Source organism: Macrococcus armenti, from assembly GCF_020097135.1.
Classification (GTDB): Bacteria; Bacillota; Bacilli; order Staphylococcales; family Staphylococcaceae; genus Macrococcoides; species Macrococcoides armenti.
The window spans coordinates 203,843-224,499 of record NZ_CP083608.1; the positions used below are offsets into that span (position 1 = coordinate 203,843).

Below are 20,657 nucleotides of genomic sequence, written 5' to 3' on the forward strand. Positions count from 1 at the left end.
TTTTATGTATCCTGAGAAAGGATTTTCTTATTCTCTGGATCGATTTCAAATTCTTTCGTTTTACCGTCTTTACCTTTTAACTCAATGTTATATTTGAACTTACCATCATCATGATCAAGTGACCATTCTTTAACATCGCCTTTATAAACGGCTTGTGCAGCTTTAATGACTTCATCAACCGGTACGAATTTACCGTAGTCAAATGTTTGTTCCTTTTCGTTATCCTGATCATCATCTACTTCAGATTTGATGATTTTGTTATTATCTGCATCAATTTTAAGTTCATGCTTTTTATTGCTGCTATCTATAATTGAAACATCATATACCCATTTGTTATCGTCTTTATCGAATGAGATACTTTTAAGTGAACCTTGCACTTCTGACTGTGCAGTTTTTATCGCATCTTCAGGAGATGTTTTAATATCATTGAAATTAATAGACTGATCGTCATTATTATCTGAATTATCATCTGAAGTGCTGTCGTCTGAATTGTTCGTTTGTGACGTTTGTTCAGTTTTCGTTTCGTTCGTGTTCGTTTCTTTATTTTCAACTTTATCACCGCCACAAGCAGCAAGTGCTAACGCTGAAGATAATAGTAATGAGATTATTTTAAATTTCATAATAAAGTCCTCCTTAAATAAAATAATTTTCTTATTAACTTTCTTTCCCGAACGAAAAAATGATAAACATTTAAACTTATATAAGTGAGAAATGATATTGCTTTTTACTGGTGAAGGGATTAGACTATACAAGTATAAAAAAATGCTTAAGGAGCAGACGATGAAAAACTATTTTAAATTTGATGAACTCGGCACAAATTACAAAAGAGAAATACTTGGTGGTTTAACAACGTTTCTATCTATGGCATATATCCTTGCTGTAAACCCTGCAATGCTGTCACTTGCAGGTGTTAAAGGTATACCGGATAGTATGCGTATGGACGCAGGTGCGGTTTTTGTTGCAACAATACTGGCATCAATCGTTGGTTGTTTATTTATGGGACTTATTGCGAACTACCCAATCGCGCTTGCACCAGGAATGGGATTAAATGCATTCTTCGCATTTACAGTTGTATTACAATATAACATTCCATGGCAGACAGGTTTAACTGGTGTTTTATTCTCAGGAGTATTCTTTGCGTTACTTACAATGACAGGTTTACGAGAAACGATTATCAATGCCATTCCGTTTGAATTGAAAATGGCGGTATCCGCGGGTATAGGTCTATTTATTACTTTCGTAGGATTAAAAGGTGCAGGTATCGTAAAAGGTAATGAGGCGACATTAGTTTCATTAGGAAATATTCACGATCCGCATGTATTGTTAGCAGTAGGTGGTATTGCAGTAACGATTATTTTAATGGCGAAACGTGTGCCAGGTAGTATCTTTATCGGTATGGTATTAACAGCTGTTTTTGGCATGCTGTTCGGATTAATTGATGCACCAAAGCAAATAGTAGGTTCAATACCAAGCATTGAGCCGACATTCGGTAAAGCGTTTGACGCGTTTGCACACCCGGAACAAATTTTTAACGTACAATTTTTAGTTGTCGTATTAACGTTTTTATTTATCGACTTCTTTGATACAGCTGGTACTTTAGTTGCTGTTGCAACGCAGGCAAACTTAGTTAAAGATAACAAGTTACCACGTGCAGGACGCTCATTGTTTGCTGACTCATTAGCAACGATGGTAGGTGCAATCTTCGGTACGTCTACAACGACATCTTACATTGAATCATCAGCTGGTGTAGCTGTAGGTGCAAGAACTGGATTTGCAAGTGTTGTTACTGCATTATGCTTTGCATTAGCATTATTCTTCTCGCCTTTAATGGCGGTCGTAACAAGCGCAGTTACTGCTCCTGCATTAGTAATTGTAGGTGTATTGATGGTCGCAAACTTAAACAAAATAGAATGGAATAAATTCGAAATCGCAGTTCCGGCATTTTTAACAATCATTATGATGCCATTAACGTATTCAATCGCAACAGGTATTGCGTGTGGATTTATTTTCTATCCAATTACGATGGTAATGGCGAAACGTCATAAAGAGATTCATCCGATTATGTATGCTATGGCAGTAATTTTCGTACTTTACTTTATCTTTATTCAACATTAAAAAGGAGCAGACACAGGTCTGCTCCTTTTTATTATTTATTGTCTTTATATTCTCTTACAGTTTCACCGGCACGGTATGGATCATAGTATGTCGTATTACCTCGATATTCTCTTGTATTGATGACAATAAAAATATAAGCAATCATCAGGAATACCATTAGCCAATGCATGAACATGCCGAGTACAGGGAAAAATGCGATTGCGTTTGCTAATAAGCCAGTAAGTGCAAGTACCGATAAAGAAAATCTTGCTTCGTTAGAACGGTCGAGTGCTGATAATATGAACATAATAAAGTACAAAGTAATATTTGTACCGAGTGGCGCCCGCGCTAAACTTAAAATGTATGCACCGCCAATCCCTGGTATACCTAAAAATATTTCTTTCAATAACATAATGATTCCGAGCGTTAGCAAAATCAATTTCATCATTCGCTTCATATATAAAAACCTCCATTAGTAACATACTTGTAACAAAAATACTTTTGTTACAGCAATTATATCATGTTATAATGAAGTATTGAATTGTACTGCTTACCATATAAGAAGTTGTAAATCGATATAATTTCTTCTATATAATATGTAGAATTCTTTTTTATTAGATGATAGATTTCCTCAGAATAAACAATTTTTAATTTCTCCAAAAAAACTTTTATAAATATCCAGTTATCTATTGATAAATGATTAATATTCGTGTATTATATCTACTGTTGGACTTTAAAAAGCGATGAAGCGAGAGGTTACTGACACACCCGGCCGCTTTGCCATGGCGATGTGTGAGACAATTTTCGTGGAGAAGTCTATCAAACTAAAATAGACGTACAAGAGGAGGTAAAATTATGGCAAAACAAAAAATTCGTATTCGTTTGAAAGCGTATGATCACCGCATTATCGATCAATCAGCTGAGAAAATTGTAGAAACTGCAAAACGTTCAGGTGCAGAAGTATCAGGACCAATTCCGTTACCAACGGAAAAAACAGTTTACACAATTATCCGTGCCGTTCACAAGTACAAAGATTCTCGTGAACAGTTCGAGCAACGCACGCACAAACGTTTAATCGACATCGTTAACCCAACACCTAAAACAGTTGATGCTCTTATGGGCTTAAACTTACCATCAGGTGTAGACATCGAAATCAAATTATAATAAAAAGTAGGAGGTGCGACTTTCGATGACCAAAGGAATCTTAGGAAGAAAAGTAGGAATGACACAAGTTTTCGCTGAAAACGGTGAATTAATTCCAGTAACAGTAGTAGAAGCAGCACAAAACGTAGTATTACAAAAGAAAACTGACGAAGTTGATGGTTATTCATCAATCCAAATCGGTTTTGAAGACAAACAAGCTTACAAAGCAGACCGCAAATCAAACAAATTTGCAACGAAACCAGCTGAAGGCCATGCTAAAAAAGCAGGTACAGCACCTAAGCGCTTCATTCGTGAGTTCAGAAACGTAGACGTTGATGCTTACGAAGTAGGTCAAGAAGTCACTGTGGATACATTCCAAGCTGGTGACATTGTTGACGTGACAGGAGTTTCAAAAGGTAAAGGTTTCCAAGGTGCAATTAAACGCCACGGACAGTCACGTGGACCAATGAGTCACGGTTCTCGTTACCACAGACGCCCAGGTTCAATGGGTATGGCATCTGACGCTTCTAAAGTATTTAAAGGTAAAGCATTACCAGGCCGCATGGGTGGTAATACAGTTACTATGCAAAACTTAGAAATCGTTAAAGTAGACGCTGAAAACAACGTTATCTTAGTAAAAGGTAATGTACCAGGACCTAAAAAAGGTTTAGTAAAAATTCAAACTTCAATTAAAAAAGGTAATAAATAGTATCTACGAAAGGAGGAAATAACATAATGGCTAATTATGATGTATTAAAAGTAGATGGAACAAAAGCAGGTTCAATCGAATTAAACGACAACGTATTCGGAATCGAACCTAATCAACATGTATTATTCGAAGCGATTAACTTACAAAGAGCTTCAATGCGTCAAGGAACGCACGCAGTTAAAAATCGTTCAGCAGTGAGCGGTGGTGGACGTAAACCTTGGAAACAAAAAGGTACAGGTCGTGCACGTCAAGGTACAATTCGTGCGCCACAATGGCGTGGTGGTGGTATCGTATTCGGACCAACACCAAGAAGTTATTCATACAAAATGCCTAAGAAAATGCGTCGTTTAGCTTTACGTTCAGCTTTATCAGCGAAAGTAAAAGAAAACGCATTTACAGTTTTAGAATCATTAACATTTGATGCTCCTAAAACAAAAGAATTCAAAAACATGACAACTACTTTAGAATTACCTAAAAAAGTATTGTTCATCGTTGAAGCTGAAGATGTAAACGTAGCTTTATCAGCACGTAACATCCCAGGCGTAACTGTTATTACTACAACTGGTTTAAACGTATTAGATATCGTTCATGCAAACCAAGTAGTAATGACTAAAGGTGCAGTTGAAAAAGTAGAGGAGGTGCTTGGTTAATGGAAAATCGCGATATTATTAAGCGCCCCGTTATCACTGAACGTTCATCTGAACAAATGGCACAAGATAAATACACATTTGATGTAGATACGCGTGCAAACAAAACTCAAATCAAAATTGCAATTGAAGATATCTTCAATGTAAAAGTTGACAAAGTAAACGTTATGAACTACAAAGCTAAAAAGAAACGTGTTGGCCGTTACAACGGTTACACAAACAAAAGAAGAAAAGCGATCGTAACTTTAAAAGAAGGTTCAATCGACTTCTTCAACTAAAAATAAACATTTACCATTAAGGAGGTAAAACGACAATGGCAATTAAACATTATAAGCCAACAACAAACGGTCGTCGTAATATGACAGGTTCAGATTTCGCTGAAATTACGTCAACGTCACCTGAAAAGTCATTACTTGCTCCCCTTCCGAGAAAAGCGGGACGTAATAACCAAGGTAAGTTAACTGTACGTCACAGAGGTGGCGGTCATAAACGTCAATACCGTATCATTGATTTCAAACGTAATAAAGATGGTATCCCAGCGAAAGTGGCAACGATTGAATACGATCCAAACCGCTCAGCAAACATCGCATTATTACATTACTTAGATGGTGAGAAACGTTACATCATCGCACCTAAAGGTTTAAAAGTAGGAACTCAAGTAGTTAACGGACCAGAAGCAGATATTAAAGTAGGTAACTGTTTACCACTTCAAAATATCCCAGTTGGTACAGTTATCCACAATATCGAGTTAAAACCTGGTAAAGGTGGACAATTAGTACGTTCAGCTGGAGCAAGTGCACAAGTACTTGGTAAAGAAGGTAAATACGTATTAGTTCGTTTAAAATCTGGTGAAGTTCGCATGATCTTATCAACTTGCCGTGCTACAATCGGTCAAGTAGGTAACGAGCAACACGAATTAATCAACATCGGTAAAGCTGGACGTTCAAGATGGAAAGGTATCCGTCCTACAGTTCGTGGTTCTGTAATGAACCCTAACGATCACCCACACGGTGGTGGTGAAGGTCGTACTTCAATCGGTCGTCCATCTCCAATGTCACCATGGGGTAAACCAACTCTTGGTAAGAAAACTCGTAAGAAGAAAAACCGTTCTAACAAACTTATCGTTCGTGGACGTAAAAAATAATAATAACTTACTAAAGTTAGCGGCCTAGCCGCTAACGATATGTAAGAATGAGGGAGGCGCCATAATGGCTCGTAGTCTTAAAAAAGGACCTTTCATCGATGATCACTTAATGAAAAAAGTTGAAGCATTAGAGGAAGGCGGCAAAAAAACAGTAATCAAAACTTGGTCACGTCGCTCTACAATTTTCCCAAACTTTATTGGACACACTATCGCAGTATACGATGGTCGTAAACACGTACCTGTATACGTAACTGAAGATATGGTTGGACATAAATTAGGAGAATTCGCACCTACACGTACTTACAAAGGTCACGGTGCAGACGACAAGAAAACTAAACGCTAATTTCAGATAAGGAGGAATAACCATGGAAGCAAAAGCGGTTGCAAGAACAATCAGAATCGCACCTCGTAAAGTGAGATTAGTTTTAGATCTTATCAGAGGTAAAGAAGTAGCGGAAGCTATCGCTATTTTAAAATTAACAAACAAAGCATCATCACCTGTAGTTGAAAAGTTATTAATGTCAGCATTAGCAAATGCAGAGCATAACTATGATATGAACATTGATACTTTAGTTGTTAAAGAAGCTTATGCAAACGAAGGACCAACTTTAAAACGTTTCCGTCCACGTGCACAAGGTCGTGCAAGTGCGATCAACAAACGTACAAGCCACATCACTATCGTTGTAGCTGACAAAGAAGTTAAAACTTCTAACACTGAAGCTCAAGAAACAAAATAATATATCTCATTAAGGAGGGAATACAGTGGGTCAAAAAATTAATCCAATCGGACTTCGTGTCGGTATTATTCGTGACTGGGATGCGAAATGGTATGCAGAAAAAGATTTCGCTTCATTATTACACGAAGACTTAAAAGTTCGTAAATATATCGAAGAAAACTTAAAAGACGCTTCTGTTTCTCGTGTAGAAATCGAACGCGCAGCAAATCGCGTGAACATCGCTATCCACACTGGTAAACCTGGTATGGTTATCGGTAAAGGCGGTTCAGAAATTGAAAAATTACGTAACAACTTAAACAACTTAACTGGTAAACGTGTACACATCAACGTTGTAGAAGTTAAGAAAGTTGATATGGATGCAAGATTAGTAGCGGAAAACATTGCACGTCAATTAGAAAACCGTGTATCATTCCGTCGTGCTCAAAAACAAGCGATCCAACGTGCTATGAAGTTAGGTGCTAAAGGTATCAAAACTCAAGTATCAGGACGTTTAGGCGGCGCAGATATCGCGCGTGCTGAACAATATTCAGAAGGAACTGTTCCACTTCATACATTACGTGCTGACATCGATTACGCACATGCTGAAGCAGACACTACTTACGGTAAACTTGGTGTTAAAGTATGGATCTATCGTGGAGAAGTTCTTCCTACAAAGAAGTCTAGTGAAGGAGGAAAATAATAATGTTATTACCAAAACGTGTAAAATACCGTCGTCAACATAGACCTAAAACAACTGGTCGTTCTAAAGGCGGAAACGAAGTAACATTTGGTGAATATGGTTTACAAGCAACAACAGCTGCTTGGATCACATCTCGTCAAATTGAATCAGCTCGTATTGCAATGACTCGTTACATGAAACGTGGCGGGAAAGTTTGGATTAAAATCTTCCCTCACACACCATACACTAAGAAACCTTTAGAAGTACGTATGGGATCTGGTAAAGGTGCAGTTGAAGGATGGGTAGCAGTAGTAAAACCTGGACGTATTATGTTTGAAATCGCGGGTGTTTCTGAAGAAGTAGCGCGTGAAGCATTACGTTTAGCATCTCACAAACTTCCAGTGAAAACTAAGTTTGTAAAACGTGAAGAATTGGGTGGTGACACAAATGAAAGCTAAGGAAATTAGAGATTTAACCACTTCAGAAATTGAAACTAAAGTAAAATCGCTTAAAGAGGAACTTTTCAACCTACGCTTTCAGTTAGCTACAGGTCAACTTGAAAATACAGCACGTATTCGCGAAGTTAAGAAATCAATCGCGCGTATGAAAACTGTTGTACGTGAAAGAGAAATCGAGCAACAAAAAACTGAACAAAAATAATTTTGAATAGGAGGGTACTCTTGTGAGCGAAAGAAACGATCGTAAAGTTTACACAGGTAAAGTTGTATCTGACAAAATGGATAAAACGATTACTGTGTTAGTTGAAACTTACAAAACACATTCTTTATACGGTAAACGTGTAAAGTATTCTAAAAAATACAAAGCACATGATGAAAACAATACAGCTAAAATGGGCGACATCGTTAAGATTATGGAAACACGTCCTTTATCAGCTACAAAACGCTTCCGTTTAGTAGAAGTTGTTGAAGAATCAGTAATCATTTAATAAGAAATTAGATAAAGGAGGTAACTCGAATGATCCAACAAGAATCACGCTTAAAAGTAGCAGATAACTCTGGTGCTCGTGAAGTATTAACTATTAAAGTATTAGGCGGATCTGGCCGTAAAACAGCTAATATTGGTGACGTAATCGTATGTACAGTTAAAAATGCTACACCAGGTGGCGTTGTTAAAAAAGGTGACGTTGTTAAAGCTGTTATCGTTCGTACTAAATCTGGTGTTCGTCGTAACGACGGTTCATACATCAAATTTGATGAGAACGCTTGTGTTATCATCCGTGATGACAAAGGACCTCGTGGAACACGTATCTTCGGACCTGTTGCACGTGAATTACGTGAAGGAAACTTCATGAAAATCGTATCATTAGCACCTGAAGTATTATAATAAACACTAATTAAGAGGAGGTGTCTACGACATGCATATTAAAAAAGGCGACAAAGTTATCGTTATCACAGGTAAAGATAAAGGTAAAACAGGAACTGTTATTGAAGCACTTCCTAAAAAAGATCGCGTAGTTGTTGAAGGTGTTAACATCGTTAAGAAACACCAAAAACCTACTCAAATGAATCCTGAAGGCGGCATCACTGAATTCGAAGCTGCAATTCACGTTTCAAATGTTATGTTATTAGATCCAAAGACAAACAAACCAACACGTGTTGGTACTAAGATAGAAGACGGTAAAAAAGTACGTGTAGCAAAGAAATCTGGAGAAATCATTAAATAATTATCTGGAAGGAGGTTCTCACATTGACACGTTTAAAAGAAAAATTCTTAAATGAAATCACTCCTGAGATGATGAAGAAATTTGAGTATTCATCAATTATGGAAGTGCCAAAAATCGAAAAAATCGTAGTAAACATGGGTATCGGTGATGCAGTTCAAAACTCTAAAGTTTTAGACTCAGCAGTTGAAGAACTACAAGCAATCACAGGTCAAAAACCAATGGTTACTAAAGCAAAAAAATCAATCGCGACATTCCGTTTACGTGAAGGTATGCCTATCGGCGCTAAAGTAACTTTACGTGGCGAAAGAATGTATGAATTCTTTGATAAATTAGTTAACGTTTCATTACCTCGTGTACGTGACTTCCGTGGTATCTCAAACAAAGCGTTTGATGGTCGCGGTAACTACACATTAGGTGTAAAAGAACAATTAATTTTCCCTGAAATCGATTATGATAAAGTAAGTAAAACACGTGGAATGGATATTGTTATCGTAACGACTGCTAACACTGACGAGGAAGCTCGTGAATTGTTAACACAATTCGGTATGCCATTTCAAAAGTAATCTCTAATATAAAAGGAGGCTAAATTTAGTGGCTAAAAAATCAATGATCGCTAAACAACAGCGTAAACAAAAGTTTAAAGTACAAGAATATACTCGTTGTGAACGTTGCGGACGTCCGCATTCAGTATTACGCAAATTCAAACTTTGCCGTATTTGTTTCCGTGAACTAGCTTATAAAGGTCAGATTCCTGGCGTTAAAAAAGCAAGCTGGTAAAATTCAAACCTGAAAGGAGGAAATTTTAAATGACTATGTCAGATCCAATCGCAGATATGCTAACTCGCGTACGTAACGCAAACATGGTACGTCACGAGAAATTAGAATTCCCTGCATCAAACATCAAAAAAGAAATCGCTGAAATCCTTAAACGTGAAGGATTCGTAAAAAGTGTTGAATATATCGAAGATGACAAACAAGGTGTTATCCGTATGTTCTTAAAATACGGTGCTAACAACGAGCGTGTTATCACTGGTTTAAAACGTATCTCAAAACCTGGTTTACGTGTTTACGCAAAAGCTGATGAGTTACCAAAAGTATTAAACGGCTTAGGTATCGCTTTAGTTTCAACTTCTGAAGGTGTATTAACTGATAAAGAAGCGCGTCAACGTAATATCGGTGGAGAAGTATTAGCTTACATCTGGTAAGAATTAATTAAAGAAGGAGGTGCCGACTAATGAGTCGTGTTGGTAAAAAGGTTATTGACATCCCAACAGGTGTTGAAATTAAAATCGACGGTAATACTGTTACAGTTAAAGGACCAAAAGGTGAATTAACTCGTACATTTAACGAAGAAATGACATATAAATTAGAAGACAATACTTTAGAAGTAGTTCGTCCATCTGATTCTAAAGCTCATAAAACAATCCACGGAACTACTCGTGCTTTAATCGCAAACATGGTTGAAGGTGTTTCTAAAGGATTCGAAAAGAACTTAGAATTAATCGGGGTAGGTTACCGTGCGCAAATGCAAGGTAAAAACTTAATCCTTAACGTTGGATACTCTCACCCTATCGAAATCGTGGCTGAAGAAGGCATTACTTTATCAGTAGATAAAAACACGAAAGTAAAAGTTGAAGGTATTTCTAAAGAACGTGTTGGAGCTATCGCTTCAAACATCCGTGCTACTCGTCCGCCAGAACCTTACAAAGGTAAAGGGGTTCGTTATGAAGGCGAATATGTTCGTCGTAAAGAAGGTAAAACTGGTAAGTAATCTCTAAAATAGGAAAGGAGAATATTCATGATCACTAAAATCGATAAGAATAAAGTGCGTATGAAAAGACACGCTCGTGTACGTAGCAGATTATCTGGAACTACTGAGCGTCCACGTTTAAACGTATACCGTTCAAACAAACATATCTATGCACAAGTGATTGATGACGTTAAAGGTGTTACTTTAGCTCAAGCATCAACACAAGATAAAAACTTAGGACTTGAATCAACTTCTAACGTAGAAGCTGCAGCTAAAGTTGGCGAAGCAGTTGCGAAATTAGCAGTTGAAAAAGGCGTTAAAGCAGTTGTATTCGACCGTGGAGGATACTTATTCCATGGACGTGTTAAAGCATTAGCTGATGCAGCTCGTGAAAACGGTCTAGAATTTTAATAAAAGGAGGAACTCTTAATGCGTCGTGAAAAAGAAGTTAAAGAATTTGAAGAACGCGTAGTTACGATCAACCGTGTATCTAAAGTTGTTAAGGGTGGACGTCGTATGCGTTTCACTGCTTTAGTTGTTGTCGGTGACAAAAATGGTCGCGTTGGTTTCGGTACTGGTAAAGCACAAGAAGTACCAGAAGCGATTAAAAAAGCAATTGAAGATGCTAAGAAAAACTTAATCACTGTTCCTCGTGTGAAAGGTACTACACCTCACGAAGTTACAGGTAGATTCGGTGCAGGAAGCGTATTAATTAAACCAGCAGCACCTGGTACAGGGGTTATCGCTGGTGGACCAGTCCGTGCCGTGTTAGAATTAGCAGGTATTACTGACATTCTTTCAAAATCATTAGGATCAAACACACCAATCAACATGGTTCGTGCTACTGTTGAAGGTTTAAAAGAACTTAAAGTTGCTGAAGATGTTGCAAAATTACGTGGTAAATCAGTCGAAGAATTATACAATTAAGGAGGGCATTCAATATGGCTAAAATTAAAATTACCCTCACTCGTAGTATCATCGGTCGTCCTGAGACACAACGTAAAACTGTTAAAGCTCTTGGTTTAACTAAGATGCATTCATCAGTAGAAGTTGAAGACAACCCTGCGATTCGTGGGCAAATTAACAAAGTAAGTCACTTAGTGACAGTTACAGAAGCATAATATAATAATCAATATAAGGAGGTGCCGAAATGAAATTACATGAAATGAAACCAGTTGAAGGTGCACGTAAAGAACGTAACCGTGTTGGGCGTGGTATGGCTTCAGGTAATGGTAAAACAAGTGGACGTGGACACAAAGGGCAAAAAGCTCGTTCAGGTGGTGGCGTACGTTTAGGTTTTGAAGGTGGTCAATTACCTTTATTCCGTCGTTTACCAAAACGTGGATTCACTAATATCAACCGTAAAGACTATGCGATTGTTAACTTAGACCAATTAAATCGTTTCGAAGATGGTACTGAAATCACTCCAGCTTTATTAATTGAAACAGGCGTTGTTTCAAACGAAAAGTCTGGTATTAAAGTACTTGGAAATGGTGAGTTATCTAAGAAATTAACAGTAAAAGCTCATAAATTCTCAGCTTCAGCGAAAGAAGCAATCGAAGGTAAGGGCGGAACAACTGAGGTGATCTAATGTTTAGTACATTTATCAATTTCTTTAGAACAAAAGAAATTCGTAGCAAGATCATGTTTACACTCGCAATGTTAATTATCTTTAAAATTGGAACTTATATTCCGGTGCCTGGTGTTAATCCATCAGCATTTGAAGCACAAACCAGCAAAGGTATCACAGATTTATTTAATACCTTTGGTGGTGGCGCACTTACAAACTTCTCAATACTTGCGATGGGTATTATGCCTTATATTACAGCATCTATCGTAATTCAATTATTACAAATGGATGTTGTTCCAAAGTTTACAGAATGGTCAAAACAAGGTGAAGTAGGTCGTAAAAAGCTTACGCAGTTTACGCGTTATTTCACAATTATTTTGGCGTTTATTCAAGGGCTTGGTATGAGTTATAGTTTCAATAATATGCTTGGTGGCCAATTAATTAAGAACGCTACCATATGGAACTTCTTACTTATCGCTATTGTATTAACAGCTGGTACTGCATTTTTAATGTGGCTAGGTGAGCAGATCACAGTGCATGGTGTAGGAAATGGTATTTCGATTATTATCTTCGGTGGTATTTTATCTTCTATTCCACATGCGTTAACACAGTATTACCAACAACGTTTTGTTGGTGCTGATGACACGAATATGGCAATATTAGAAGCTGTCGGAATTTTAATCGGTATGATTGCATTAACTGCAATCTCTGTATTCTTCCTGCAGGCAATTCGTAAGATTCCGATCCAGTATGCTAAGAGAACGACATCAAATCGTTTAGCACCACAAGCGACGTTTTTACCACTTAAGGTAAACTCTGCAGGTGTTATTCCAGTAATCTTCGCTATGGCATTCTTTATGTTACCGAAGACATTACAGATGTTATTCCCAAATAAAGCTTGGGCGATATCTTTAGCGACACACTCTGATCCAGCACAACCTATCGGCATGATTGTTTATGTTGTACTTATTATCTTATTTGCATACTTTTATGCATTTGTTCAAGTTAATCCTGAGCAGATGGCAGATAATTTAAGACAGCAAGGAAGTTACGTACCGGGGATTCGTCCTGGTAAAAACACAAAAAACTATATTACGAGAGTTCTTTATCGCTTAACTTTCGTTGGGTCAATTTTCTTAGCTGCAATTGCAGTATTGCCTTTACTCGTTTCAGATTTCTTAAACTTGCCACAGTCATTACGTATTGGTGGTACAAGTTTATTAATCGTAATCGGGGTTGCGTTAGAAACAATTGCACAATTAAAAGCTCAACTTGGTCAGCGTGAATATAGAGGATTCAAAAGACGTTAATGTCTGGAGGGCATTTTATGAATATCATTTTAATGGGCTTACCTGGAGCAGGTAAAGGAACTCAAGCGAGTGAAATTATTAAGAAATACCCGATTCCCCATATTTCTACTGGAGATATGTTTAGAGCTGCTATCAAGAACAACACTGAACTTGGTCAGAAAGCTAAGAGCTTTATGGACAATGGTGAACTTGTTCCTGATGAAGTGACAATTGGTATCGTTCGTGAAAGACTTTTAGAAGAAGATGCAAAAAAAGGATTTTTGCTTGATGGTTTCCCGAGAACAGTTGAACAAGCTGTTGCACTGAATGAAATGTTAGCTGAAGCTGGTCGTAAGATTGAAGCTGTCGTAAACATTGATGTTCAGGAAGAAGAGCTTATGAATCGTCTTACAGGTCGACGCATTTGTGAAACTTGTGGAACAACTTATCATTTAGTATTTAATCCGCCTAAAGTAGAAGGTATCTGTGATATCGACGGTGGTAAATTATATCAACGTGCAGATGACAATCCTGAAACAGTTCGTAATCGTTTAGATGTTAACATCAAACAAACAAAACCTCTTGTTGATTTTTACACTGAACAAGGTGTATTATTTAATATTGACGGTTCGAAAGATATTAAGGACGTTACTGCTGAAGTTGAAGCTGTATTACAAAAGCTTTAATCGTTTACCTAGAATTCACCTCTTTGGTGAGATACAAGCGTGGATGTGATCAGTTTGAATCAAGCGAGTATTGGTCAGTTTGTTACGATTAGTCGTGGCAAAGACAAAGGACTACATGGAGTAATTATTTCTATTATTGATCAACGATTTGTACTTGTTACAGATGGAGATAAACGGAAGATGAAACATCCTAAGAAAAAGAACCTGTCGCATTTAATACTAAGTGATGTTATCTCACCTGAAATTAAATCGAGTATTTCTGAAGCAGGTTTTGTAACAGACGCTAAATTACGTTACGTTTTGCAAAAATATACCGCTCGAATTTCGGAATCTTGATAAAAAGGGGGAATTTGATAATGGCTAAACAAGATGTAATTGAATTAGAAGGTACTGTACTTGATACTTTACCAAATGCAATGTTTAAAGTAGAATTAGAAAATGGTCATGAGATCTTAGCGCATGTTAGCGGTAAAATTCGTATGAACTATATCCGTATTCTACCTGGCGACAAAGTAACAGTTGAAATGAGTCCTTACGATTTAACTCGTGGACGCATTACGTATCGTTATAAATAATAAGAACTCCAATATTAAATTAGGAGGTAAGAAACATGAAAGTAAGACCATCAGTTAAACCCATTTGTGAAAAATGTAAAGTTATTCGCAGAAAAGGTAAAGTAATGGTAATTTGTGAAAATCCAAAACACAAACAAAAACAAGGATAAGAAAATGGAGGTGTAATAAATGGCACGTATCGCAGGTGTAGACGTACCACGTGAGAAACGCGTAGTTATCGCTTTAACTTACATTTATGGTATTGGTAGAACTTCGGCACAAAAAATCTTAGCAGAAGCAAACGTTTCTGAAGATACTCGTGTGCGCGATTTAACAGAAGACGAGTTAGGAAGAATCCGTGAAATCGTTGATGGATACAAAGTAGAAGGGGATCTTCGTCGTGAAGTGAACTTAAACATCAAACGTTTAATGGAAATCGCATCATACAGAGGTATTCGTCACCGTCGTGGTTTACCAACTCGTGGACAAAATACTAAAAACAATGCACGTACTCGTAAAGGTCCAGTTAAGACTGTAGCGAACAAGAAGAAATAATAAGTAAAGGAGTGAGCTAAATGGCACGTAAACAAGTATCACGTAAGCGTAGAGTGAAAAAGAATATTGAATCTGGTGTTGCACACATCCGTTCAACATTCAACAATACAATCGTAACAATTACTGATGAATTCGGTAATGCTTTATCATGGTCATCTGCTGGTGCGTTAGGTTTCAGAGGTTCTCGTAAATCTACACCATTCGCAGCTCAAATGGCATCAGAAACTGCTTCTAAAGCAGCTATGGAGCATGGCTTAAAAACTGTAGAAGTTACTGTTAAAGGACCTGGTCAAGGTCGTGAAGCAGCAATTCGTGCGTTACAATCAGCTGGTTTAGAAATTACAGCGATTAAAGACGTTACTCCAGTTCCACATAACGGTTGTCGTCCACCGAAACGTCGTCGCGTATAATTTTGAATTAGTATCAAAGACACTTATAATAGTATTTAGAACTAAAAAAATTATTCGACGTTGTTGAAGGAGGATATATAATGATTGAAATCGAAAAGCCTAGAATTGAGACAGTAGAAATTAGTGAAGATTCTAAATTCGGTAAATTCGTAGTTGAACCGTTAGAACGTGGTTATGGTACAACATTAGGAAACTCCTTACGTCGTATCCTATTATCTTCATTACCAGGTGCGGCTGTTAAGAACATTGAAATCGAAGGCGTTTTACACGAATTCTCAACTGTTGAGAACGTTGTAGAAGATGTAACTGCAATCATCATGAACATCAAGAAGCTAGCGCTTAAAATCTACTCAGATGAAGATAAAACGTTAGAGATCGATGTTAAAGATGAAGGTGTTGTTACTGCTAAAGATATTATGCATGACAGCGATGTTGAAATTTTAAATCCAGATTTAAAAATTGCAACAGTATCTAAAGGTGGACACTTAAAAATGCGTTTAATTGCAAATGCAGGACGCGGTTACACTTTAGCTGAAGATAATAATACAAGTGATTTACCAATTGGGGTTATTCCAGTTGATTCAATCTACACACCAGTTGAGCGTGTAAACTATCAAGTAGAGAATACACGTGTAGGTCAAAGTACTAACTTTGATAAATTAACTTTAGATGTTTGGACTGACGGATCATTAACACCACAGGAAGCAATTTCTTTAGGTGCTAAGATTATGACAGAACACTTAAATATCTTCGTTGATTTAACTGATGAAGCACAAAATGCTGAAATCATGATTGAAAAAGAAGAAGATCACAAAGAAAAAGTTCTAGAGATGTCTATAGAAGAACTTGATTTATCAGTTCGTTCTTATAACTGTCTGAAACGTGCAGGTATTAATTCTGTTCAGGAATTAGCTGACAAATCAGAAGCTGATATGATGAAAGTTCGTAACTTAGGACGCAAGTCTTTAGAAGAAGTTAAGTTCAAATTAGAAGACTTAGGTCTTGGATTAAGAAAAGAAGACTGATAAAGGAGGTTACGATTCATGGGTTACAGAAAATTAGGACGTACGTCTGATCAACGTAAAGCGATGTTACGCGACTTAGCAACTTCTTTAATCGTTAACGAGCGTATCGAAACGACTGAAGCACGTGCGAAAGAATTACGTAAAATCGTAGAAAAATTAATTACTTTAGGTAAACGTGGAGATTTACATGCGCGTCGTCAAGCAGCTACTGTATTACGTCGTGTTGAAATCTTAAACGAAGACGAAACTACACAATTCGCAATTCAAAAATTATTCGCTGATATCGCGCCACGTTACACTGAGCGTCAAGGTGGATACACTAGAACGATGAAAGTTGGACCACGTCGTGGAGACGGTTCAGAAATGGTAATCATCGAGTTAGTTTAATCAGTAAATTATCAAGAATATGGATTCACTTATCTTACACATACACACACACTTTAAGCAAATGAGTGCAACGATAATGTTTGCCACACACAGATATTGTCTAGCTCAGAGTAGCCTGCCAAATTGAATAACCACATGCGTGAACTCAACTGGCAGGGTGCGCGCTTTTTTTCATTAAACCTGGCTTCCCGGGTTTTTTGTTTTATATACCTATTTTTTGTGTTAAATGTCTGCTGGATGTTTAACAGAGAAAGTAGCATGTTATACTAATGAAAAAGGTTTGAGGTGGAAGTATGCATCCCGCTGTAGAAGTTAAACATTTATCATATCGATATGATGATGGTCCGGAAGTATTAAAAGATGTTTCATTTACAATTGAACGAGGAGAATGGATTTCGATTGTCGGGCATAATGGATCCGGTAAATCGACGCTGCTGAAACTTATTGGTGCGATTCATCCTGTAACTAACGGTGAAGTATGGGTTAATGGTATTAAAGTTATAGAAGATACGTTCAGTGAAATTCATGAACACGTCGGTATCGTGTTTCAAAATCCTGATAATCAGTTTGTCGGTGCTACAGTTGAGGATGATGTTGCCTTTGGACTGGAGAACTATGGCGTTCCATATGAAATTATGCATGAACGTGTAAAAGAAGCATTAAACGATGTGGATATGGGTGAATTTTTAACGCATGAACCACATCACTTATCAGGAGGGCAGAAACAACGTGTTGCGATTGCAGGTGTAATTGCGTTAAGACCGAATATTATGATTCTGGATGAAGCAACAAGTATGCTGGATCCAGAAGGTAGAGGGGAAATTCTTGATGTTATACGCAAGCTGCAGCGCGAAAAAGGGTTAACGGTAATTCATATTACACATCACCTTGAAGAGACGTTGCAGAGCGACCGTATATTTGTCATGAATAAAGGTGAACTCATTTTATGCGGTACACCTGAGGACATATATATGCATGGAGGTACTTTAATTGAGATTGGACTTGATTTACCATTTGAAATGAAGCTGAATCGATTAATTTTCAATGAAGATGCATTTGTTACGGAAATGGAGTTGCTAAATAAACTATGACGATTACATTAAATAACTTGGGCTATGCATATTCAAAAGGCACGCCATTTGAAGTACGCGCACTGCATCATATTGATATGCAGGTTAATGACAATCAGTTTTATGGTATTATCGGCCATACTGGTTCAGGTAAGTCGACAATTATTCAGCATTTCAATGCATTGATCAAACCGACTGAAGGTAGTATTGCAATTGATGGATTAGTAATTACTGATAAGACGAAGAATAAATATTTAAAGCCTGTCCGTAAAAAAGTTGGGATGGTGTTTCAGTTTGCAGAGCAGCAACTATTTGAGGAAACGGTGCTGAAAGATATTATGTTCGGTCCACTTAACTACGGAGTAACGTTAGAAGACGCAAAGAAGCGTGCACACGCGCTTGTAAAACAATTTGGTATGGATGAGTCGATATTAAATAAAAGCCCGTTTGAGCTCTCTGGAGGGCAAATGAGACGTGTTGCAATAATGGGTGTACTTGCGATGAATCCGGAAGTGCTAATACTTGATGAACCGACAGCTGGACTCGATCCAAAAGGACAGCAGGAAATAATGGACATGTTTCATACTTTGCAGCGTGAACTGAATATTACGGTGATTCTTGTGACACACCAGATGGACCAGGCAGCGCGATGTGATTACTTATATGTCATGCATAAAGGAACAATCGTTGACGAAGGGACGCCAGAAACAATATTCAGTAAAGACTTATCACATTACGATATTCATCCACCACATATCGTAACCGTTCAGCGTCACGTGGAAGATAAACATAATATTAAGTTTCCGAAACTTGCACTCGATATCGAGACGTTTGCACACATGTACAAAGATTGGAGTGGACACAATGCTCGATAAGATGATACTCGGACGATTCGTCCCACTTCAAAGTTTTGTACATCAGCTGGATCCTCGCATGAAGATGATATTCATATTTGTTATGATGATTTTAATATTTCTGATGAATAACTGGCAGTCATATGCAGTGGGCATTATTCTTATATTCATCATATTAAAACTATCCAACTTGTCATTTATGTTTTTGTTCAATGGCTTAAAACCGATACTGTTTTTACTCATCTTTACATTACTTATGCACGTCTTCTTAACGAAAGGCGGTACAACACTCGTTGATTACGGCATCATTAATATTCAATCACAAGGAATTATTATGGGGATTATGATTAGTTTACGCTTTGTACTTATCATTTTCTTAACGACGATAATGACGCTTACGACAAGCCCGATAGCACTTACAGATGCGATAGAAGCGATACTGAAACCATTTAAGAAACTAAAACTACCTGTACACGAACTTGCACTTATGATGAGTATTGCACTGCGCTTTATACCGACGCTCATGGATGAAACACAGAAAGTCATGAAAGCGCAAATGTCACGAGGTAGCGACATTTCAGCAGGGACGATTAAACAACGTATTAAAGCAGTAATACCGCTGTTGATTCCGCTATTCGTATCTGCCTTTAAACGCGCAGAAGACTTAGCGATTGCAATGGAAGTAAGAGGATATAAAGGCGACATTGGGCGTACGAAATATCGTAAACTGGACTGGCATAAAAATGATACGTTATCACTACTCACACTCATTCCGATAACGCTACTCATACTATATTTAAAACAATAGGAGCGCATTATGGAACGCATATTACTACAACTACAATATAACGGCACGAACTTTCAGGGATTCCAAATACAAAATGAAGGCCGCACCGTACAATATGAACTGGAACGTATATTAAAGCGCATGCACAAACAATTTGTCCGAATCCACCCATCATCACGAACGGATAAAGGCGTACATGCACTTATGCAATACGTACATTTCGATACACCGCTCTCAATACCGGAATCAAAGTGGCAGCACGCATTTAACTCAGCGCTGCCAGACGATATATATATAACACAAGTGAAAAAGATCAGTGAACAATTCCATTCACGATATGACTGTATCGGAAAAGCATATCGCTATAAAGTATACGTATCAGAACACCGAAACGTGATGCACACGGGACAGATGACACATATAAAAACAAAGCTTGACGTTAATAAAATGAATGACGCAGCACAACACTTTCTTGGCACGCATGACTTTACATCATTCTGCTCAGCGAAAACAGAAATAGAGAACAAAGAACGCACGCTATATCGCTTTGACGTTACAGAAACAGAAGAAGGATATGACTTCTATGTCATCGGAAGCGGATTTCTCTACAACATGGTCCGCATTATGGTGCAGTACTTAATCGACGTTGGATCAGGACAAAAGGACGGCGAAGACATCCCTGTCATTCTTAAAGCACAGGACAGAACGAAAGCCGGAAAAACAGCACCAGCTGAAGGACTATACTTAGAAAAAATCTATCTCGACACTGAAACATTAAAACAAGATATACCACAAGGCACGACCATCATCCTTAAAAATCAGAAACATACGATGAACGGTGAACAACTTTAACGAAAAATGAAAAATAAACACATAAAATAGATGAATACCATTGACAAACACC

General features: G+C 37.5%; 37 protein-coding genes. 35 read left to right on the forward strand and 2 right to left on the reverse strand.

The genetic code is table 11. The features are described from left to right. Positions 1 to 2 precede the first annotated feature (2 nt). On the reverse strand, positions 3 to 620 hold the full coding sequence (locus LAU42_RS01040) for a PepSY domain-containing protein (protein ID WP_224183899.1): 618 nt from the start codon (positions 618 to 620) through the stop codon (positions 3 to 5). Positions 621 to 780: 160 nt separating this feature from the next. Here LAU42_RS01040 and LAU42_RS01045 point away from each other — a divergent pair, with 160 nt between their 5' ends. Further along, the gene (locus tag LAU42_RS01045; protein ID WP_224183900.1) at positions 781 to 2,115 is read left to right on the forward strand and encodes an NCS2 family permease; all 1,335 of its coding nucleotides are present in this window, start codon (positions 781 to 783) and stop codon (positions 2,113 to 2,115) included. 31 nt (positions 2,116 to 2,146) lie between these two features. Here LAU42_RS01045 and LAU42_RS01050 read toward each other — a convergent pair whose 3' ends face one another. After that, positions 2,147 to 2,551: a hypothetical protein gene (locus LAU42_RS01050; RefSeq protein WP_224183901.1), complete on the reverse strand. Its 405-nt coding sequence runs from the start codon at positions 2,549 to 2,551 to the stop codon at positions 2,147 to 2,149. 398 nt (positions 2,552 to 2,949) lie between these two features. Between LAU42_RS01050 and rpsJ the strand changes: the two genes are divergently transcribed. From rpsJ to truA, 34 genes are all read left to right on the forward strand, one after another. After that, positions 2,950 to 3,258, forward strand: a complete 309-nt coding sequence (rpsJ, locus tag LAU42_RS01055) for a 30S ribosomal protein S10 (RefSeq protein WP_012656105.1) — start codon at positions 2,950 to 2,952, stop codon at positions 3,256 to 3,258. A gap of 25 nt (positions 3,259 to 3,283) precedes the next feature. Further along, entirely contained in the window at positions 3,284 to 3,946 is a 663-nt protein-coding gene (gene rplC, locus LAU42_RS01060) for a 50S ribosomal protein L3 (protein ID WP_224183902.1), read from the forward strand. A 26-nt stretch (positions 3,947 to 3,972) separates the two neighbouring features. Continuing rightward, a complete protein-coding gene (rplD, locus tag LAU42_RS01065; protein ID WP_224183903.1) occupies positions 3,973 to 4,596 on the forward strand; it encodes a 50S ribosomal protein L4 in 624 nt (207 codons plus the stop codon). Beyond that, complete coding sequence (gene rplW, locus LAU42_RS01070) at positions 4,596 to 4,871, forward strand: 50S ribosomal protein L23 (protein ID WP_012656108.1); 276 nt, start codon at positions 4,596 to 4,598, stop codon at positions 4,869 to 4,871. Before rplD ends, rplW begins: the two co-directional genes overlap by 1 nt. Before the next feature lie 35 nt (positions 4,872 to 4,906). Beyond that, on the forward strand, positions 4,907 to 5,737 hold the full coding sequence (gene rplB, locus LAU42_RS01075) for a 50S ribosomal protein L2 (RefSeq protein WP_224183904.1): 831 nt from the start codon (positions 4,907 to 4,909) through the stop codon (positions 5,735 to 5,737). Positions 5,738 to 5,801: 64 nt separating this feature from the next. After that, positions 5,802 to 6,080, forward strand: coding sequence for a 30S ribosomal protein S19 (rpsS, locus tag LAU42_RS01080; RefSeq protein WP_012656110.1), 279 nt, complete (start codon positions 5,802 to 5,804; stop codon positions 6,078 to 6,080). A gap of 22 nt (positions 6,081 to 6,102) precedes the next feature. Then, positions 6,103 to 6,474 carry a 50S ribosomal protein L22 gene (gene rplV / locus LAU42_RS01085; protein ID WP_224183905.1) on the forward strand — a complete coding sequence of 124 codons (372 nt, stop codon included), beginning with the start codon at positions 6,103 to 6,105 and terminating at the stop codon, positions 6,472 to 6,474. 25 nt (positions 6,475 to 6,499) lie between these two features. Next, a complete protein-coding gene (rpsC, locus tag LAU42_RS01090; RefSeq protein ID WP_224183906.1) occupies positions 6,500 to 7,153 on the forward strand; it encodes a 30S ribosomal protein S3 in 654 nt (217 codons plus the stop codon). Positions 7,154 to 7,155: 2 nt separating this feature from the next. Then, the gene (gene rplP, locus LAU42_RS01095) at positions 7,156 to 7,590 is read left to right on the forward strand and encodes a 50S ribosomal protein L16 (RefSeq protein ID WP_086041700.1); all 435 of its coding nucleotides are present in this window, start codon (positions 7,156 to 7,158) and stop codon (positions 7,588 to 7,590) included. After that, the gene (rpmC, locus tag LAU42_RS01100; protein WP_041635771.1) at positions 7,580 to 7,792 is read left to right on the forward strand and encodes a 50S ribosomal protein L29; all 213 of its coding nucleotides are present in this window, start codon (positions 7,580 to 7,582) and stop codon (positions 7,790 to 7,792) included. Before rplP ends, rpmC begins: the two co-directional genes overlap by 11 nt. Positions 7,793 to 7,814: 22 nt before the next feature. Next, positions 7,815 to 8,078 carry a 30S ribosomal protein S17 gene (gene rpsQ, locus LAU42_RS01105; protein WP_164941492.1) on the forward strand — a complete coding sequence of 88 codons (264 nt, stop codon included), beginning with the start codon at positions 7,815 to 7,817 and terminating at the stop codon, positions 8,076 to 8,078. 29 nt (positions 8,079 to 8,107) lie between these two features. Then, on the forward strand, positions 8,108 to 8,476 hold the full coding sequence (rplN, locus tag LAU42_RS01110) for a 50S ribosomal protein L14 (protein ID WP_086041702.1): 369 nt from the start codon (positions 8,108 to 8,110) through the stop codon (positions 8,474 to 8,476). 31 nt (positions 8,477 to 8,507) lie between these two features. Next, positions 8,508 to 8,816, forward strand: coding sequence for a 50S ribosomal protein L24 (rplX, locus tag LAU42_RS01115; RefSeq protein ID WP_224183907.1), 309 nt, complete (start codon positions 8,508 to 8,510; stop codon positions 8,814 to 8,816). A 23-nt stretch (positions 8,817 to 8,839) separates the two neighbouring features. Further along, positions 8,840 to 9,379: a 50S ribosomal protein L5 gene (rplE, locus tag LAU42_RS01120; protein WP_012656118.1), complete on the forward strand. Its 540-nt coding sequence runs from the start codon at positions 8,840 to 8,842 to the stop codon at positions 9,377 to 9,379. A gap of 28 nt (positions 9,380 to 9,407) precedes the next feature. Continuing rightward, the gene (gene rpsN, locus LAU42_RS01125; protein ID WP_036787751.1) at positions 9,408 to 9,593 is read left to right on the forward strand and encodes a 30S ribosomal protein S14; all 186 of its coding nucleotides are present in this window, start codon (positions 9,408 to 9,410) and stop codon (positions 9,591 to 9,593) included. Positions 9,594 to 9,622: 29 nt separating this feature from the next. Then, positions 9,623 to 10,021, forward strand: coding sequence for a 30S ribosomal protein S8 (gene rpsH / locus LAU42_RS01130; protein ID WP_224183908.1), 399 nt, complete (start codon positions 9,623 to 9,625; stop codon positions 10,019 to 10,021). Between the two features lie 29 nt (positions 10,022 to 10,050). Next, on the forward strand, positions 10,051 to 10,587 hold the full coding sequence (rplF, locus tag LAU42_RS01135) for a 50S ribosomal protein L6 (RefSeq protein WP_224183909.1): 537 nt from the start codon (positions 10,051 to 10,053) through the stop codon (positions 10,585 to 10,587). A gap of 27 nt (positions 10,588 to 10,614) precedes the next feature. Beyond that, the gene (gene rplR / locus LAU42_RS01140) at positions 10,615 to 10,977 is read left to right on the forward strand and encodes a 50S ribosomal protein L18 (RefSeq protein WP_224183910.1); all 363 of its coding nucleotides are present in this window, start codon (positions 10,615 to 10,617) and stop codon (positions 10,975 to 10,977) included. Positions 10,978 to 10,995: 18 nt separating this feature from the next. Then, entirely contained in the window at positions 10,996 to 11,493 is a 498-nt protein-coding gene (gene rpsE / locus LAU42_RS01145; RefSeq protein WP_012656122.1) for a 30S ribosomal protein S5, read from the forward strand. 14 nt (positions 11,494 to 11,507) lie between these two features. Next, positions 11,508 to 11,687, forward strand: coding sequence for a 50S ribosomal protein L30 (gene rpmD, locus LAU42_RS01150; protein ID WP_086041705.1), 180 nt, complete (start codon positions 11,508 to 11,510; stop codon positions 11,685 to 11,687). 29 nt (positions 11,688 to 11,716) lie between these two features. Beyond that, positions 11,717 to 12,157: a 50S ribosomal protein L15 gene (rplO, locus tag LAU42_RS01155; protein WP_086037937.1), complete on the forward strand. Its 441-nt coding sequence runs from the start codon at positions 11,717 to 11,719 to the stop codon at positions 12,155 to 12,157. Next, complete coding sequence (gene secY, locus LAU42_RS01160) at positions 12,157 to 13,446, forward strand: preprotein translocase subunit SecY (protein WP_224183911.1); 1,290 nt, start codon at positions 12,157 to 12,159, stop codon at positions 13,444 to 13,446. Before rplO ends, secY begins: the two co-directional genes overlap by 1 nt. Positions 13,447 to 13,463: 17 nt before the next feature. After that, positions 13,464 to 14,111, forward strand: coding sequence for an adenylate kinase (locus LAU42_RS01165; RefSeq protein WP_224183912.1), 648 nt, complete (start codon positions 13,464 to 13,466; stop codon positions 14,109 to 14,111). A 54-nt stretch (positions 14,112 to 14,165) separates the two neighbouring features. Beyond that, positions 14,166 to 14,447 (forward strand): KOW domain-containing RNA-binding protein, encoded by a 282-nt coding sequence (locus LAU42_RS01170; RefSeq protein WP_224183913.1) that lies wholly within the window; start codon positions 14,166 to 14,168, stop codon positions 14,445 to 14,447. Between the two features lie 20 nt (positions 14,448 to 14,467). Then, positions 14,468 to 14,686: a translation initiation factor IF-1 gene (gene infA, locus LAU42_RS01175; RefSeq protein WP_001118443.1), complete on the forward strand. Its 219-nt coding sequence runs from the start codon at positions 14,468 to 14,470 to the stop codon at positions 14,684 to 14,686. A 35-nt stretch (positions 14,687 to 14,721) separates the two neighbouring features. After that, positions 14,722 to 14,835: a 50S ribosomal protein L36 gene (gene rpmJ / locus LAU42_RS01180; protein ID WP_003156543.1), complete on the forward strand. Its 114-nt coding sequence runs from the start codon at positions 14,722 to 14,724 to the stop codon at positions 14,833 to 14,835. 19 nt (positions 14,836 to 14,854) lie between these two features. After that, entirely contained in the window at positions 14,855 to 15,220 is a 366-nt protein-coding gene (gene rpsM, locus LAU42_RS01185) for a 30S ribosomal protein S13 (RefSeq protein WP_012656127.1), read from the forward strand. A 20-nt stretch (positions 15,221 to 15,240) separates the two neighbouring features. Continuing rightward, a complete protein-coding gene (gene rpsK / locus LAU42_RS01190) occupies positions 15,241 to 15,630 on the forward strand; it encodes a 30S ribosomal protein S11 (RefSeq protein ID WP_096077483.1) in 390 nt (129 codons plus the stop codon). Positions 15,631 to 15,710: 80 nt separating this feature from the next. Beyond that, positions 15,711 to 16,655 (forward strand): DNA-directed RNA polymerase subunit alpha, encoded by a 945-nt coding sequence (locus tag LAU42_RS01195; RefSeq protein WP_224183914.1) that lies wholly within the window; start codon positions 15,711 to 15,713, stop codon positions 16,653 to 16,655. A gap of 18 nt (positions 16,656 to 16,673) precedes the next feature. After that, entirely contained in the window at positions 16,674 to 17,042 is a 369-nt protein-coding gene (gene rplQ / locus LAU42_RS01200; RefSeq protein WP_224183915.1) for a 50S ribosomal protein L17, read from the forward strand. A 293-nt stretch (positions 17,043 to 17,335) separates the two neighbouring features. After that, positions 17,336 to 18,133 (forward strand): energy-coupling factor transporter ATPase, encoded by a 798-nt coding sequence (locus tag LAU42_RS01205; RefSeq protein ID WP_224183916.1) that lies wholly within the window; start codon positions 17,336 to 17,338, stop codon positions 18,131 to 18,133. Beyond that, positions 18,130 to 18,987, forward strand: a complete 858-nt coding sequence (locus LAU42_RS01210; RefSeq protein WP_224183917.1) for an energy-coupling factor transporter ATPase — start codon at positions 18,130 to 18,132, stop codon at positions 18,985 to 18,987. Before LAU42_RS01205 ends, LAU42_RS01210 begins: the two co-directional genes overlap by 4 nt. After that, positions 18,977 to 19,774, forward strand: a complete 798-nt coding sequence (locus tag LAU42_RS01215) for an energy-coupling factor transporter transmembrane component T family protein (protein ID WP_224183918.1) — start codon at positions 18,977 to 18,979, stop codon at positions 19,772 to 19,774. The genes LAU42_RS01210 and LAU42_RS01215 overlap by 11 nt, the downstream gene beginning before the upstream one ends. A gap of 9 nt (positions 19,775 to 19,783) precedes the next feature. Then, positions 19,784 to 20,605 (forward strand): tRNA pseudouridine(38-40) synthase TruA, encoded by an 822-nt coding sequence (truA, locus tag LAU42_RS01220; RefSeq protein WP_224183919.1) that lies wholly within the window; start codon positions 19,784 to 19,786, stop codon positions 20,603 to 20,605. The last annotated feature ends 52 nt before the right edge of the window (positions 20,606 to 20,657 follow it).